The organism is Frigoribacterium salinisoli (assembly GCF_054781095.1).
On the sequence record NZ_BAAGVB010000001.1, the window covers coordinates 298,878 to 313,495 of the forward strand.

13 protein-coding genes are annotated in these 14,618 nt (G+C 74.9%); 7 read left to right on the forward strand and 6 right to left on the reverse strand.

The annotated features are described in order from the left end of the window. The first annotated feature begins 45 nt into the window (after window positions 1–45). A complete protein-coding gene (locus ACYVHQ_RS01460) occupies window positions 46–909 on the forward strand; it encodes an SMP-30/gluconolactonase/LRE family protein (protein WP_460510242.1) in 864 nt (287 codons plus the stop codon). A 39-nt stretch (window positions 910–948) separates the two neighbouring features. Here the strand turns inward: ACYVHQ_RS01460 and ACYVHQ_RS01465 are convergent, their stop codons facing one another. Then, window positions 949–2,172 (reverse strand): NAD(P)/FAD-dependent oxidoreductase, encoded by a 1,224-nt coding sequence (locus ACYVHQ_RS01465; protein ID WP_460510244.1) that lies wholly within the window; start codon window positions 2,170–2,172, stop codon window positions 949–951. 89 nt (window positions 2,173–2,261) lie between these two features. Continuing rightward, window positions 2,262–2,762: a Dps family protein gene (locus tag ACYVHQ_RS01470; RefSeq protein WP_460510246.1), complete on the reverse strand. Its 501-nt coding sequence runs from the start codon at window positions 2,760–2,762 to the stop codon at window positions 2,262–2,264. A 201-nt stretch (window positions 2,763–2,963) separates the two neighbouring features. On the opposite strand from ACYVHQ_RS01470, the gene ACYVHQ_RS01475 reads away from it, so the two are divergent. Further along, window positions 2,964–3,407 (forward strand): hypothetical protein, encoded by a 444-nt coding sequence (locus ACYVHQ_RS01475; RefSeq protein WP_460510248.1) that lies wholly within the window; start codon window positions 2,964–2,966, stop codon window positions 3,405–3,407. A gap of 9 nt (window positions 3,408–3,416) precedes the next feature. Next, entirely contained in the window at window positions 3,417–4,235 is an 819-nt protein-coding gene (locus ACYVHQ_RS01480) for an esterase/lipase family protein (RefSeq protein WP_460510250.1), read from the forward strand. A 427-nt stretch (window positions 4,236–4,662) separates the two neighbouring features. Here ACYVHQ_RS01480 and ACYVHQ_RS01485 read toward each other — a convergent pair whose 3' ends face one another. Together ACYVHQ_RS01485 and ACYVHQ_RS01490 are read right to left on the reverse strand one after the other, a co-directional pair. Then, on the reverse strand, window positions 4,663–5,619 hold the full coding sequence (locus tag ACYVHQ_RS01485) for an alpha/beta fold hydrolase (protein ID WP_460510252.1): 957 nt from the start codon (window positions 5,617–5,619) through the stop codon (window positions 4,663–4,665). Beyond that, window positions 5,558–6,667, reverse strand: coding sequence for an FUSC family protein (locus ACYVHQ_RS01490; protein WP_460510254.1), 1,110 nt, complete (start codon window positions 6,665–6,667; stop codon window positions 5,558–5,560). Before ACYVHQ_RS01490 ends, ACYVHQ_RS01485 begins: the two co-directional genes overlap by 62 nt. Before the next feature lie 137 nt (window positions 6,668–6,804). On the opposite strand from ACYVHQ_RS01490, the gene ACYVHQ_RS01495 reads away from it, so the two are divergent. From ACYVHQ_RS01495 to ACYVHQ_RS01505, 3 genes are all read left to right on the forward strand, one after another. Next, window positions 6,805–7,998 (forward strand): phosphotransferase family protein, encoded by a 1,194-nt coding sequence (locus ACYVHQ_RS01495; protein WP_460510256.1) that lies wholly within the window; start codon window positions 6,805–6,807, stop codon window positions 7,996–7,998. Window positions 7,999–8,344: 346 nt separating this feature from the next. Next, window positions 8,345–10,504, forward strand: coding sequence for a DEAD/DEAH box helicase (locus tag ACYVHQ_RS01500; RefSeq protein ID WP_460510258.1), 2,160 nt, complete (start codon window positions 8,345–8,347; stop codon window positions 10,502–10,504). 430 nt (window positions 10,505–10,934) lie between these two features. Then, complete coding sequence (locus ACYVHQ_RS01505) at window positions 10,935–11,330, forward strand: VOC family protein (RefSeq protein WP_460510260.1); 396 nt, start codon at window positions 10,935–10,937, stop codon at window positions 11,328–11,330. A 69-nt stretch (window positions 11,331–11,399) separates the two neighbouring features. Here ACYVHQ_RS01505 and ACYVHQ_RS01510 read toward each other — a convergent pair whose 3' ends face one another. Both ACYVHQ_RS01510 and ACYVHQ_RS01515 read right to left on the reverse strand, forming a co-directional pair. Next, complete coding sequence (locus ACYVHQ_RS01510; RefSeq protein WP_460510262.1) at window positions 11,400–12,392, reverse strand: NAD-dependent epimerase/dehydratase family protein; 993 nt, start codon at window positions 12,390–12,392, stop codon at window positions 11,400–11,402. Then, complete coding sequence (locus ACYVHQ_RS01515) at window positions 12,389–12,655, reverse strand: mycoredoxin (RefSeq protein ID WP_460510264.1); 267 nt, start codon at window positions 12,653–12,655, stop codon at window positions 12,389–12,391. The genes ACYVHQ_RS01510 and ACYVHQ_RS01515 overlap by 4 nt, the downstream gene beginning before the upstream one ends. Before the next feature lie 157 nt (window positions 12,656–12,812). Here ACYVHQ_RS01515 and ACYVHQ_RS01520 point away from each other — a divergent pair, with 157 nt between their 5' ends. Further along, window positions 12,813–14,570 (forward strand): pyruvate dehydrogenase, encoded by a 1,758-nt coding sequence (locus ACYVHQ_RS01520; RefSeq protein WP_460510266.1) that lies wholly within the window; start codon window positions 12,813–12,815, stop codon window positions 14,568–14,570. The last annotated feature ends 48 nt before the right edge of the window (window positions 14,571–14,618 follow it).

Here is a 14,618-nt window from a genome sequence, read left to right on the forward strand (position 1 = left end):
GCCGTCGGCGGGTAGGCCTGGGGGACCGCTACGGAAGGACGCTCCATGCCCGAACCCCGCCTGTTCCTCGACGCGAAGGCCACCCTGGTCGAGAGCCCCGTCTGGGACGTCGACGCCGGCGTGCTCTGGTGGGCCGACATCACGGCCGGCGTCCTGCACCGCACGACCCCGGACGGCCGCGACGAGCAGAGGAAGGTGGACCCGCCGCTGCCGTCCTTCCAGCTCTGCGAGGGGGGCGGTCTCGTGGCGGCCCTCGAGGACCGGGTCGTCGTGCTCGAGCGCGACGGCGACGAGGTCGCCACGCTCGCCACCGTGCAGCACGCCCACGAGGGCATGCGCTTCAACGAGGGCAAGTGCGACCCGTTCGGCGCCTTCGTCGTCGGGTCGATGGACGAGGAGGACGGCGCGGAGGACGGCGTGCTCTACCGCGTGACGGCCGCGGGCCACGTCACGGTCCTCGCGGACGGCTTCGGCACGACGAACGGCCTCGAGTGGAACGACGACGGCAGCGTGCTCTACGTCACCGACACGGGCGACGAGACCATCTACCGTGCGCCGTACGGCCCCGACGGCGTGACCGGCGACCTCGAGCCCTTCACGAGCGGCAGCGCGCACGACGGCCTCGCCCGGGACTCCCGCGGGGAGTTCTGGGGCGCCGTGTTCGGGGAGGGGGTCGTGGTGCACCTCGACGCGGAGGGCGACCTCCTCGAGAAGATCGCGTTCCCGGTGCCGCAGCTCACGGGCGTCGCCTTCGGCGGCGACGACCTCCGCACGCTCTTCGTCGGCTCGTCCCGCGAGGGCATGGACGAGGCGCAGCTGGCCGAGCACCCGCTCAGCGGCGGGCTCTTCGCCCTCGAGCTCGACCGCCCGGGCCTGCCGCCGTACCGCTTCGCGCGGATCGGCGGCTGACCCGGGCGGGACCGCCGCGGAGCGGGCCCCGGCCGGTGGTCAGGAGGCTCGGACGCGGCCCGGCAGGTCGTCCCGCGTGAGCGCTCCCGCCTCGGCGAGCACCTGCCGTGCCGCGTCGCGCGCGCCCTCGACGTTCCAGAGCAGGACGCCGCGGACGGTGCCCTCGTCGAGGTAGTACGCGACGGCCTGGTCGTCGCCCGTGCGGTCGACGACCGTCTCGAGCGACGCGTCGAGCGTGCCGACGGCCTCGTACGACAGGTCGAAGACCTTCGAGTAGTAGTACGGCGTGTGCTCGTGGCGCTCGTCGCTGCCGGCCATGATGCGGCCGACCGTGGCGCCCTGCTCCTTGGCGTTGTCGACGTGCTCGACGCGGCGGCGGCCCAGGATCGGGTCCGGGTACGAGGCGACGTCGCCCGCGGCGAAGACCAGGGGGTCGTCGGTGCGCAGGGTCGCGTCGACGACGATGCCGTCGTCGACGGTGAGCCCGGCCGCCTCGGCGAGCTCGGTGGCGGGCGTGATGCCCAGCCCGAGCACGACCGCGTCGACGTCGAGGGTCTCGTCGCCCGCGTCCGCGCCGTCGCCGGCGGGCTCGAGCGCCAGGTGCACGCCGGCGTCGTCGACGGTGCCCCCGGCGACGCGGTGGCCGCCGACGAGCTCGACGCCGGCCTCCTCGTAGCGGCGGGCGAACGACTCCGCGAGCTCGGGCGGGAACACGCTCCCGCCGAGCACCGCGTCGGGGAACACCAGGCTGACGCGCGTGCCCTGCTGCACGAGGGCCGCGGCGAGCTCGGTGCCGATGTAGCTGCCGCCGACCACCGCGACGTGGCGACCCTCGCCGGACAGGGCCCGGAGCCTCCTGTAGTCCTCGGCGGTGCGGAACGCCACGACGCGGTCGTCCTGGGGCAGGCCGAGGTCGCTCGGCGTGCCGCCGGTCGCGAGCAGGAGCCGGCCGTAGCCGACCGTGCTGCCGTCGGACAGGGCGACGGTGCGGGCCTCGCGGTCGATCGACTCGACGCGGGTGCGCAGGCGCAGCTCGGCGCCCGTCGCCCCGACCGTGCCGAGGTCGTTGTCGGCCTGGGTGTAGTCGGGGTCGGTCCAGAGCTTCTTCGACAGCGCGGGGCGCGTGTAGGGCGGGTCGACGTCGGGGCTGACGACGAGCACCGACGCGTCGGGCGTCGCCTCGGCGAGGGCCTTCGCGGCGGCGTCGGCGGTCATGCCTCCGCCGACGAGGACGTGGTCGTAGCGAGCGGTGGGCTGGGTCACGGGGGTGCCTCTCGGTCGGGTGCGGTGCGGGGTGGACGCACGACGCGGGCCGGGCCCAGGAGGCACGGCCCGCGTCGGGAGGGGTCGGGTCAGTTCGCGGGGACGCGGTCCAGCGTCGACTCGTCCTGCTGGTCGGCGTCGGGGTGGCGGTTCTCCGCGCCCGTCATCCACGCGAGCTGCTCGAGGCGCTCCAGGACGGAGTGCAGGACGTCCGCCGTGGTCGGGTCCTCCTCGTCGACGTCGTCGTGCACGGTGCGCATCGTCGACGTCGCCGCGTACATGCGCTCGACCATGAGGTCGACGACCTTGGTCGTCTCGACGGGGCCCTCCGGGAACTCGGGCAGGCTCGTGCCGGCCGAGACGGTGCTCGTCCGGCCGTCGGGCACGAGGTAGACGGCGCGCATGCGCTCGGCGACCTCGTCGGAGAAGCCACGGGCGGCCTCCACGATCTCGTCGAGCTGCAGGTGCAGGTCGCGGAAGTTCGAGCCGAGCAGGTTCCAGTGGGCCTGCTTGCCCTGGACGTGCAGCTCGATGAGGTCGACGAGGACCTTCTGGAGGTTCTCGCGGAGTGCTTCGGATCCCTTGAACACGGATGCTCCTTCGGTCGGGGACGGTGTCGGTGGGCACCGGAGCGACCGGTGCGTCGTGGACGGTAGACCCCGGGACCCCGAACGCGTCCTGTGAACGGGGCGGCCCTCCTGCTACGGTGCCGGGATCGGCCCCGAGCCGACGGACGACCGCCGCGCACCCGAGCCCGGCAGGTCGTCGCCACGGCTCTGAGGGGGGCGACCATGGCGGCGGAGGACGCACGACGCGCGACCGGAGCACGGACGGGATCGGTCCTCACCGGGCCGCTGCCCGTGCAGGGGCGGACTACCGACGTCGTGCTGCGGCTCGGCGCCGAGCTGGAAGCCGCGTGGACCGCGATCGGGGCGCCGGGCGGCGCGCGCCGCTCCCAGCGGGTCGAGCTCGAGGTCGTGCTCGGTGACGTCGCCGACGCGGCGAGCCGCGCCGCACGCGGGGGCAGGGCGCAGGAGGCGCGACGCCTGCTCGCCCACGCGCTCGCCGTCCCGGTCGGACCCGCCTCGAGCGCCGCGTGGCAGCAGCTCGTGGCCACGGCGCTCGAGGCCGTCGACGCGGTCGCCTGGCCGGACGACGAGCCCTGGGGCGTGCTGCCGGCGGAGGGGACGGACCGGGGGACGACGCCCAGCGACCGACCTGCGCCCCCGGGCTAGGGTCGGGACATGGCCGACCGCTCTCCCCGCCGCCGGATCGGGCCGCTGCGCGTGCTCCGCACGCTCGCCCTCGACTACGTCTTCGTGGTCCGGATCCACCTCGTCGGCCGGGGTGCGCGCACCGTGCCCCGCACGTGGAAGAGCGGCGACCGCGCGCCGGTGCTGCTGCTGCCCGGGGTCTTCGAGACGTGGCGGTTCCTCCGCCCCGTGGCCGAGCGGCTCGCCGCGGCGGGGCACCCGATCGTCGTCGTGCCCGGCCTCGCGCACAACAGCCGGCCCATCCAGGAGACCGCCGAGCGCGCCCAGGCGGTGCTCGACGCGCACGACCTCCGTGGCGTCGTCGTCCTCGCCCACAGCAAGGGCGGCCTCATCGGCAAGACGATGATGGTGCAGACCGACTCCGACGACCGGATCGACCGGATGGTCTCCGTCAACAGCCCGTACTCGGGCAGCCGGTGGGCGCTGCTGCTGCCGGCGCCGCAGCTGCGCGTCTTCTCGCCGCGCGACGCCGACCTCCTGCACCTCGCCGAGAACCTCGAGGTCAACGCGCGCGTGACCAGCCTCTTCTCGGGCTTCGACCTGCATGTCCCTGAGGGCAGCGTGCTGCCCGGCGCGACGAACGTCGAGCTCGCGGTCGACGGGCACTTCCGACCGCTGGGTCACCGTGCCAGCCAGGACCTCGCCGTGCTCGCCGTCGAGGAGGGCCCCGCGGCGGCCGGGTCGGCCCCGGGCGTGCGCCTCGTCTCCGCTCCCGACGCGGTCGTCGACGACGCCGCCGCGACCGACGACCCCGCCGAGGCCGCCCTCCGCCGCCTCGACCCCCGCTGACCCGCCCCGCGCTCCCGCGCGTCCCGCCCCCCGCCCGGCTCCGCCCCCGCTCCGCTCTGCCCTGCCCTGCTCCGTCCCGCCCTGCTCCGTCCCGCCCTGCCCGGCCCCGCCCGGCCCTGCCCTGCTCCGAAAAGGCGACGACGGGTGCGCTGGCGACCGTCCTGACCCGGTGCCCGACGGCGTGTCGCTCTCGAGGAGTCGCGTCCGGCGCCGGACGCGACCGTCCGTGCCTCCTGCGCCTCAGGATTCGCGGCGGGGGATCGCCCTGCCGGTCCGGCTCGGACAAGGCGACGAGGGCGTTCTCCTCGACGGCTCGGAACCATCGTCGTGCGGGGCGTCGCAGCCGCAGTGTCGCGTTCGGCTCCGGAGGCGACCGTCCGCGCTTCCGCTTCCGCTTCCGCCTCCGCGGCTCCGCGCCTGCTGAGCGTCAGGAGGCGCGGGTCGCCCCCGCCACCCCGCCCGCCCGGAGCGCCGCGAGGGTCTCCTCCGGCCGTTCGACGTGCGCGAAGTGCCCGCAGTCGGGCAGCAGCACGGCGTGGGCTCGCGGCACCGTGGCGACGAGCCGGTCGAGGTCGTCGTGCCGGGCGAACGCGTCGTCGGCGCCCGACACGGCGACGACCGGTGCCTCGGTGCGCCCCCAGCCGTGGGTGTCGAGGTCGCGTCCGGACCGTGCGGCGTCGAGGAACGCCCGGGGCCGGATCTCGGCGACGAAGGCCTCGAGGACGCTGCGGTCGACGGACCGCACGTGCCGGAAGACGGGTGCCGACAGTGCTCGGAGCAGGCCGACGCGCGTCGCGGCGCCCAGCAGGACCGGGGCCGCGTCGGGCACGACGGCGAACGCCGCGCGCAGCAGGGTGAACGCAGGCAGGCGGCGCAGCCCCCGCCAGGGGTGCCTCACGGCGTCGAGGGCCGCGAAGGTCGTGCCCGAGACGACGCCTGCTCCGGTGACGAGGTCTGGGCGGGTCGCGGCGAGCTGCAGCGCGACCGAGCCGCCGAGGCTGTGGCCGACGACCTCCAGCTCGGTCGCGCCGAGCTCCTCCGCCACGCGGACGACCACGTCGACCGCGTCGTCGAGGGCGAGGGGCGCGACGGGCGCGGGGGAACCGCCCCAGCCGGGCAGGTCGACGAGCACCGGGCGCGCGAGGGGCGCGCCGCTCTCGCGGGCGGCGCGCAGCAGGGGCGTCCAGGTCGTCCACGAGCCGGCTGCGCCGTGCAGCAGCACCGTGGCCCGGCGGCCGCTCCGGCCCGAGGGGCGCGGGTCGTGGTGCACGAGCACGGGGCCGACCGCGGTCGTCACGACCAGCGGGACCAGCCCGAGCGGCTCAGGGTCGAGGTCGAGGCCCCAGGGGGCGTAGCCCGTCGGGGTCGTCGGGCAGCTCGGCACCCTCGGGATCGTACCCGCCGACCAGCTCCTCACGGACGCGGCGGAGGTCCTCCAGCAGCGAGCCGATCAGCACCCAGTGCACGGGGTCGGGCTCGGGCACCGCGAGGGGCGCCGTGAGGGCGGGGGAGTCGTCGGGGCCGTCCGTGCCTCCTGACGGTCGCTGCGCGGGGTCGCGGGCGAGCAGGCGCACGTCGTGGGCGGCGCGGCGGAGCTCCTCGGCGAGCCGCTCGACGACCGCGTCGTCCGGCAGGTCGGGGGAGTAGTGGTCGTGCAGCGAGCGGGTCATCGGCACGACGCGGCGGAGGACCATCGTGAGCGTCGCGAGCAGCTGCCGGTCCGCGTCGAGCACGGCCCGGTTCCGCGAGCGGCGCGGGTTGAGACGCAGGCTCTCGTCCGCCGTCGCGATCGCGGCCACGGCCTTCGGCTGGAGCTCGCGCAGCCCCCGGGCCTTCTCGAGCGTCGCCTCGAGCGCCCCGGGCGGGGCCGGCGCCTCGAGGGCCGCCGCCAGCTCGTCGAGCACGGCCGCCAGGTCGCGCGCCAACCGGCCCACGGCGAGGTGCGCCGGCCCGAGCAGCACGGGCGGCACGACGAGGGCGTTGACGACGAGCGCGACGGAGGCGCCGATGATCGTCTCGAGCACGCGGTCGATCGCGTACGCGGGCGTCGTCGCCCCGATCGTCAGCACGAGCATCGCCGAGATCGGCACCTGGTTCGCCGAGCTCGGCGTCAGCCGCGCCAGCCAGGCCACGACGAGGCTCAGCACGACCACGGCCAGGACGAGCCAGGTCGCGTCGCCGAAGGCGAGGCCCGCACCGTAGGCGATGGCCACGCCGACGACGACGCCCACGCTGCGCTCGAGGCCGCGCACCAGGGACTGGTTGACGCTCGGCAGCACGACGAGCAGGGCGGCGATGGCCGCGAAGATCGGCAGCGCCTCGCCGAGCAGGGCCAGCGACAGGAACCACGCCACGACGACCGCGACGCTCGTCTTCGCCACCTGCAGCAGGGGCGTGCGCGTCGGCTGACGGAGGGGCGCGACGAGCTTCACGCCACCAGGCTAGGCCTGGCCCGGCGGGGGCCGCGCCCGGGCCGGGCCGGGGGCGCCGGTCACGGAACGGTGACGACACGCGCCCGATCGGCCACGACCGTCGTCGATCTCCAGCTGGGACCTGCTTGACTCGACACGTGTGGCCAGACTCGGCGGCGGTGCTCCCGCAGGCGTTCGCGGGCACGGGCGTGACCGTCGTCTCGTTCCGGCCCCACTCCGTCGAACCCTCCGGCAGCGGGTTCCTCTACGGCTACGAGGTCGACACCGTCGACGCCACGGGCACCCAGGCCACCGTCCTGACGTTCGTCGACACCGACGTCGTGCGCCCCGCCTCCGGGTCCGTCGTCACCACCGACCCGTCGACCGGGCGCCCCGTCTCGGTCTGGGCCTACCCCCACGACCCCGTCCTCCCTGCGCTCGCCGGGGTGACCTACCCCGACCGGGTGCAGCGGTCGCTGGGCGAGCTCGGCGTGCACGTCGAACGCCCCGTCCTCAGCGTGGCCGCCTACCGACCGGGCAAGCGCGCCGTCATCCGGCTCGACGCCGAGGGCACGACGCTCTTCCTCAAGGTCGTCCGGCCGGACCGCGCCGAACCGATCTCCGCGTTGCACCAGGCCTTCCTGGCCGCGGGACTGCCCGTGCCGCGGGTCCTCGCGACCCGTGCGGACGGCCTCCTGGTGCTCGAGCGCGCGCCGGGCGTGGCCGCCGGGACGCGCGTGCTCGCCCTGGCCGAGGACGACCGCTTCGCCGAGGCCGTCGCCGACCTCGGCACGCGCACCGCGACGGTCCAGGCCGTGCGCGCGGCCCAGGGCGACGCGCTCGACCACGCCGCCTGGCACCGGGCCACCCTCGTCGGCGCGCTCCCCGAGCGGGCCGGGGACATCGCCGCGCTCTACGACGCGATCGACGCCCGGCGGGCCACCTGGGCCGGGGACGCCCTCGTCGTCGTCCACGGCGACCTGCACCTCGAGCAGCTCTTCGTCGACCCCGACGAGCCGTGGCGCGTCACGGGGCTGCTCGACGTCGACACCGCCGGCTGGGGGCACCCCGCCCGTGACGCCGCCGGCCTCGTCGCGCACCTCGTCGTCACGGCGCAGTGGCACCGCGGCAACGGCGACGAGGCCGAGGCCCGGGCCTGCGAGCACCTCGCCGACCGCTGCGGGCGTGCCTGGGCCACCCGGCACCCGCACCTCGCCGACCGGCTCGCCCCCGGCGTCGCCTCGCAGCTGCTCGCCCACGCGGGCGGGCAGGCGACGCTCGGCACCGACTCCGGCCACCGCAAGGCGTCCCAGCTCGTCGACGCCGCCGCGGGTGCGCTCGCCCTCGCCTGAGCGCGCTCGAGGCTCCCCGCCGGCCGCCCCGCTCGACGCGCAGGAGGCCCGTCCCCGGTCGACCCGCGACACGCTGTCCGCCGAGTGGCGGGCGGGCGCGGCCCCGGCGTAGGATCAGACCAGCGCCGCGTCCCCCTCTCGTGGGTGCGCTCGCCGCCGTCCGGCCTCCTGGTTCGATCACCCTCGACCCCTGTGCCGGCTGGCCCGGGTCCGAGTCGTCCTCGGCCGGTCCCGCGCTCCACGGTCCGCTCGTCACGAGCCGGTCCGCCCGTTCCGTGCTCCGGGTCGTCGACCCTGCGGCGCGACGCAAAGCACCGGCCGCCCGACGCGGCCACGAGGAGGAGCCTTGGCTCGACCAGGCCAGACCCGTTCCGGACAGACCCGCGCCGGCGGCGCCCGCACGGGCGGCGGTCGCTCCCAGGCGCGACCGCACCGCCGTCGCGGCGGCGACGACGAGGGGCTGATCCCGGTCCTGGCCCGCGTGGTCCGCGAGGTCGAGGCGTCGGCCCAGCGCGGAGCGGTGAAGCCCTCCGCACGCACCAAGTTCCAGGTCGTCGCGCTCCTCATGCGCGAGGAGCGCGCCCGGGTCAAGGCCGACCGCGAGGTGACCGACGCCGAACGCGCCGAGCAGCTGAAGCGGCTCGACGGCGTGGCGCAGATCCTCGCGAAGACCGCCGCCCGTGACACGTCGCTCATCGCGCTGCTCGCCGAGGACGCCACCGTGTCCGAGACCGCACGGGCGCTCAAGCGCGACCTGCAGCTCGCGGCGGGCATCGAGCTCGCGCCCGAGGAGCAGGTCGTCGTCACCGAGGCCGCGCCCGTGCCCGAGCGCACCGAGCGCCAGGTCGTGCCGCGGTCCGTCGTGTCGCGCCAGCTCGCGAACCCGTTCCTGCCGCCGGACTTCTCGCTCGCCGAGGCCGCGCGCCAGGTGCACCCGGTGCGCCTGGCGAACTGGGAGCTGTTCGGCCCGCTGTTCAAGTCCTTCGAGCACGGTGCCGGCGGCGGACCCGCGTGCATGCCGCTCCCCGAGCCGACGAGCGTCGCGGCGGCCTCGGGCGCCGTGCTCATGCGCCACCAGGCCCAGCTCGTCGAGTCCGCCAGGGAGGGCCACCGCACCTACCTGCTCGCCGACGAGCCCGGCCTCGGCAAGACCGCGCAGTCGCTGCTCGCCGCGCAGGCCGCCGACGCGTACCCGCTGCTGGTCGTCGTGCCCAACGTGGTCAAGACGAACTGGGCCCGGGAGGTCTCGCTCTGGACCCCGAACCGTTCGGCGACCGTGATCCACGGCGACGGCGCCGAACTCGACGCGTTCGCCGACGTCGTCATCGTCAACTACGAGGTGCTCGACCGGCACGTCGGCTGGCTGGGCGACCTCGGCTTCAAGGGCATGATCGTCGACGAGGCCCACTTCATCAAGAACAAGGAGTCGCAGCGGTCACGGCACGTCCTGCAGCTCTCGCAGCGCATCCGGGCGCGCACCGCGCACCCCCTTCTCATGGCCCTCACGGGCACGCCGCTCATCAACGACATCGAGGACTTCCGGGCCATCTGGGAGTTCCTCGGCTGGATCGACGAGAAGAAGCCGGCGGCCGAGCTCATGGAGCGGCTCGAGGAGGCCGGGCTCACCCCCGGTGACCCCGGGTTCTTCGCCTCGGCGCGGGAGATCGTCATCGACCTCGGCATCGTGCGGCGTCGCAAGGTCGACGTCGCGGCCGACATCCCGGCCCGCCGCGTGGCGGACCTGCCCGTCGAGCTCGACGACGAGGCCGGACGCTCGATCCGAGAGGCCGAGCGCGAGCTCGCCCGACGCCTCGTGGCCAAGTACCGGACCGCCCTGACGACCCGGGCCTCCGGCAAGCGCGTCGAGGGCATCGACCACGACCTCGTCCGGCAGGTCGCGCGGTGGGAGCTCGAGGACGCCCAGGCCAGCTCGGGCGAGAACGTGTTCAGCATGGTCCGTCGCATCGGTCAGGCGAAGGCCGGCCTCGCGGCCGACTACACCGCGCAGCTCGCGCGCAACGTCGGCAAGGTGGTCTTCTTCGCCAAGCACGTCGACGTCATGGACATCGCGGAGCAGACGTTCGCGAAGCGTGGGCTCCGCTACTCGTCGATCCGCGGCGACCAGACTCCTGCGGTGCGGCAGCGTCAGATCGACGCGTTCGTGGACGATCCCGACGTCTCGGTCGTCGTCTGCTCGCTCACCGCGGCCGGGGTCGGCCTCAACCTGCAGGTCGCGTCCAACGTCGTGCTCGCCGAGCTCTCGTGGACCGACGCCGAGCAGACGCAGGCCATCGACCGCGTGCACCGCATCGGGCAGGAGGAGCCCGTCACCGCGTGGCGCGTCATCGCGGCCCACACGATCGACACGAAGATCGCCGAGCTGATCGACAGCAAGGCCGGCCTCGCCGCCCGTGCCCTCGACGGCGACGACAGCGAGCTGGTCGCGTCCACCGACGTGCAGCTGGAGGCGCTCGTCGCCCTGCTCACCGAGGCGCTCGGGGGCTGACCCGCTCCGGCGTCGGCCCTCCGGCCCCGGGCCGGGGCCGTCCTCGCACCGCGCCCCCCCTGTCGTGCACGCACCCCGTGTCCTGCACCGCACCCCGCGTCGTGCACGGCACCCCGTCGCACGGGGGTGCGCTGCACGCGCGGGGTGCCGCGGACGCGCGGCGGGTGCCGCGGATCGGGTCCGACGGGAGACGCGGGCACCTAGGGGGCGTCCGGCGCTCCCGGAGCACGAGGGCAGCGAGATCGGTCAGGCGATCGGACACCCGACCAGCGTGCTGAACGTCCTGGGCGACCGTGCGGACCGTGCGAGTCCTCGTGGAGGACTCCGCGAGGGGCCGGGCTGGGGAGGAGCGCTGCCTCGCCCCGCGGACATCGCGCACCCGCCGCCCAGCCGCCGAGAGCACCGTGGACCTCCCGACCAGAGGAGCACCATGCCCGACCTCCACGGCTACGCCCACGTGGCCATCACCGTCTCCGACCTCGACCGCGGCGTCGCCTTCTACTCCCGCCTGCTCGGCGCCGATCCTGTGGGGCGCATCGAGCTCGACGGCCTCGACCGGCGGCTCTTCGCGGTCGGCGGAGGGCAGATCCTCGGCGTGACGGCGTACGCGGAGGGCGGTGCGGCGCCGTTCGACCCGACCCTGCCCGGCCTGGACCACATCGGCCTGCGCTGCACCGACCGCGACGAGGTCGTCGCCTGGCAGCGGCACGCCCGGGACGCCGGCATCGACTCCGACCTGCAGGACGTCGACTTCGGCACCGCCCTCATGGTCAAGGACCCCGACGGCAACCAGATCGAGTTCTTCGCCGGCCCGACCCCGAGCTGAGCCGCCGACCCCGATCCCCTCGGTCCGGGCTCCACCCGGAGCGAGTCCGGGCACGGCCCTCCGCAGGGATCAGGCCGTGCCGTCGAGGACGCGTCGCTCGTCGTCGGGCGTGAGGCCGGCGCGGCGGGGCTGGTCGTCCCTGGTCGCCTCCCACGCGAGGACGTCGCGAAGGGTCCGGGCGAGGGGTCGCGTCGTCAGGCCGGAGGCGCGGGCCGCGGCGCCGGACCGGCTCACGGACCCGTCGTGGCCGGGTCGCGGCAACCACAGCGGCAGGGACGACGGCCCCGCCCAGTACTGCACGCCCAGCGCCTCGAGCAGGGCGGGCGGGACCACGAGCACGTCGTCGGACGACCGACCCGCGACCTCCAGCGCCGTGGCGACGAGGTCGCCGAAGGGCACGACGGGACCCACCACGTCGAGCACGCCGACGGCGCCGCCCACGAGCTGGGCGACCACGAAGGCCGCGAGGTCGCGCGCGTCGAGCAGCTGCGTCGGCAGGTCGGGCTCGTCGGGGACGACGAGCGGCCCCGGGCGGCTCGCCCGCCAGGGCCACCAGCCGGAGCGGCCGGAGAGGTCGCCGGCTCCGCCCAGCAACCCGGCCCGCAGCACGAGGGTGCGGGACTCGCCAGCACCCTCGCGGACGAGCTGCTCGATCGCGACCTTCGCCGCGGCGTAGGGCGCGTCGTCCGTGGTGCCGGGGTCGACGACGGCTGCGGTCTCGTCCGCTCCGGTCGTCGCGGTGTCGGAGTAGACGCTCGTGGTCGAGATGACGACCCATCGAGCGGTACGAGGTCCCAGCGCGCTCAGCGCGCCGAGCGTCCGCGAGGGCGTGCTCGTGAGCTCGACGACGGCATCCCAGTCGGACAGGGCCACCTCGGCGTAGCAGCCGACCTCGTCACGGTCCGCGACGACCGAGCGCACGCCGTCGGGCGGTGCACCGGCCTCGCCGCGGGCGAGCACGGTGACGTCGTGCCCGGCGTCCCGGGCTCCCTCGGCGACGAGCCGCCCCAGCCACGCGGTGCCGCCCAGCACGAGCACCCTCGACGGACGCGAGGGGCTCATGCCAGGCGCGTCTGCACCTCGGCGAGCGAGGGGTTGGTCGCCGTCGAGCCGTCGGGGAAGATCAGCGTAGGCACGGTCTGGTTGCCGCCGTTGACGCTGGCGACGAGGTCGGCCGTGCCGGGGACCTCCTCGATGTTCACCTCGGTGAAGGCGATGCCCTGCTTGGTGAGCTGCTGCTTGAGCCGGGCGCAGTAGCCGCACCAGGTGGTGCTGAACATGGTCACGGAGCCGGCTTCGGGGACGTAGGTGGCGGTGTCGCTCATGCCGACAGGGTAGGCCCCGCCCCCGACGGTCGCCAGGGAACGGGCGGCCACCGGGCGAACGTGGACCTGCGGGGGAGTTCGATGGGGATCCTGCGTCCGGTGGCCAGTCCCCGGGCCGGGACCCAGGACCACCGACCACCACCCAGGAGGATCGCCCATGGCACGCACGGTCGCCGACCAGCTCATCGCCCAGCTCGTCGCGGTGGGGGTGAGGCGCATCTACGGCATCGTCGGCGACAGCCTCAACCCGATCTCGGACGCCGTCCGACGCACCGGCGGTTCCGCGAAGGGCGGCATCGACTGGATCCACGTGCGCAACGAGGAGGCCGCCGCGTTCATGGCCTCCGCCGACGCGCAGATGAGCGGCGAGCTCGCGGTCTGCGCGGGCTCGTGCGGCCCGGGCAACCTGCACCTGATCAACGGGCTCTACGACGCGCACCGCAGCCGCGCGAAGGTGCTGGCCATCGCGGCGCACATCCCGAGCTCGATGGTCGGCAGCGGCTACTTCCAGGAGACCCACCCCGACCGCCTCTTCGTCGAGTGCTCGGGCTACTGCGAGCTCATCTCGACCGCGGCGCAGGCCAGCGGCGTGATCGGCTCGGCCATTCGCTCCTCGCTCGCCGGCGAGGGCGTCAGCGTCGTGACGCTCTCCGGCGACATCGCCGAGCTCGAGGCCGAGGGCACGCCCCCGGTGATCACGCGCACCGGGCGTCCCGAGCTCGTGCCCGCCGAGGCCGACGTGCGCGCCCTCGCCGACGCCCTCGACCGGGCCGGCACGGTCGCCTTCTTCGTGGGTGAGGGCGGCCGCGGGGCGCACGACGACATCGTCGAGCTCGCGGGGCGGCTGAAGGCGCCGATCGGGCACAGCCTGCGCGGCAAGGACGCGATCCAGTACGACAACCCGTACGACGTGGGCATGACGGGCCTCCTGGGCTATGGCGCCGCGCACGCGGGCATCCACGACGCCGACGTGCTCGTGCTGCTCGGCACGGACTTCCCGTACCCGCAGTTCCTGCCCGACGGCGACGACGTGCTCATCGCGCAGGTCGACGCCGACGCGTCCGTCATCGGCCGCCGCGCTCAGGTCTCGCTGGCGGTGCACGGCGAGGTCGGGCCGACCGTCCGTCGGCTGCTCGAGCTCGTGAGGCCCAAGAAGGCCGACAAGTTCTTGAAGAAGACGCTCAAGAAGCACGACGAGCTCATGCGCGGCACCGTCGGTGCCTACACGAAGCGGGCCGACAAGCTGACGCCGATCCACCCCGAGTACGCCGCGAGCGTGCTCGACGAGCTCGCCGCCGACGACGCGATCTTCACGGCTGACACCGGCATGCAGAACGTCTGGTCGGCGCGCTACCTCACGCCCAACGGGAAGCGCCGCATCTTCGGGTCGTACCTGCACGGCTCGATGGCCAACGCCCTCCCGCACGCGGTCGGTGCGCACTACGCCCAGCCCGACCGTCAGGTGGTCGCGATGGCGGGCGACGGCGGCCTCGCGATGCTGATGGGCGAGCTCGTCACCGTCGCGGCGTACCAGGTGCCGGTGAAGATCGTCGTCTTCAACAACTCGACGCTCGGCCTCGTCAAGCTCGAGATGCTCGTCGACGGGCTGCCCGACTTCGGCGTCGACGTGCCCATGGTCGACTACGCGGCCGTCGCGGCGGCCCTCGGCATCCACTCCGTGCGCGTCGAGGACCCGAAGCGGCTGCGCCGTGCCTACGAGCAGGCCTTCGCGCACCGCGGCCCCGCGCTCGTCGAGGTCGTCACGGACCCGCTGGCCCTGTCGCTGCCGCCGACGATCTCCGGCGAGCAGGTCAAGGGCTTCGCCCTGGCCATGTCGAAGATCGTCATGAACGGCGGCGCGGGCGAGGCCGTGGCGATGGCCCGCTCGAACCTGCGGAACGTGCCGCGCCCCTGACGACGAGCGCAGGAGGCCCGGACCAGCTGGTCCGGGCCTCCTGCGTCG

Coding starts and splice junctions, on each gene's coding strand:
- ACYVHQ_RS01480 (WP_460510250.1), top strand. CDS start 3,417: ATGGCCGACCGCTCTCCCCGCCGCCGGATCGGGCCGCTGCGCGTGCTC.
- ACYVHQ_RS01515 (WP_460510264.1), bottom strand. CDS start 12,655: ATGAGCGACACCGCCACCTACGTCCCCGAAGCCGGCTCCGTGACCATG.
- ACYVHQ_RS01460 (WP_460510242.1), top strand. CDS start 46: ATGCCCGAACCCCGCCTGTTCCTCGACGCGAAGGCCACCCTGGTCGAG.
- ACYVHQ_RS01505 (WP_460510260.1), top strand. CDS start 10,935: ATGCCCGACCTCCACGGCTACGCCCACGTGGCCATCACCGTCTCCGAC.
- ACYVHQ_RS01510 (WP_460510262.1), bottom strand. CDS start 12,392: ATGAGCCCCTCGCGTCCGTCGAGGGTGCTCGTGCTGGGCGGCACCGCG.
- ACYVHQ_RS01475 (WP_460510248.1), top strand. CDS start 2,964: ATGGCGGCGGAGGACGCACGACGCGCGACCGGAGCACGGACGGGATCG.
- ACYVHQ_RS01520 (WP_460510266.1), top strand. CDS start 12,813: ATGGCACGCACGGTCGCCGACCAGCTCATCGCCCAGCTCGTCGCGGTG.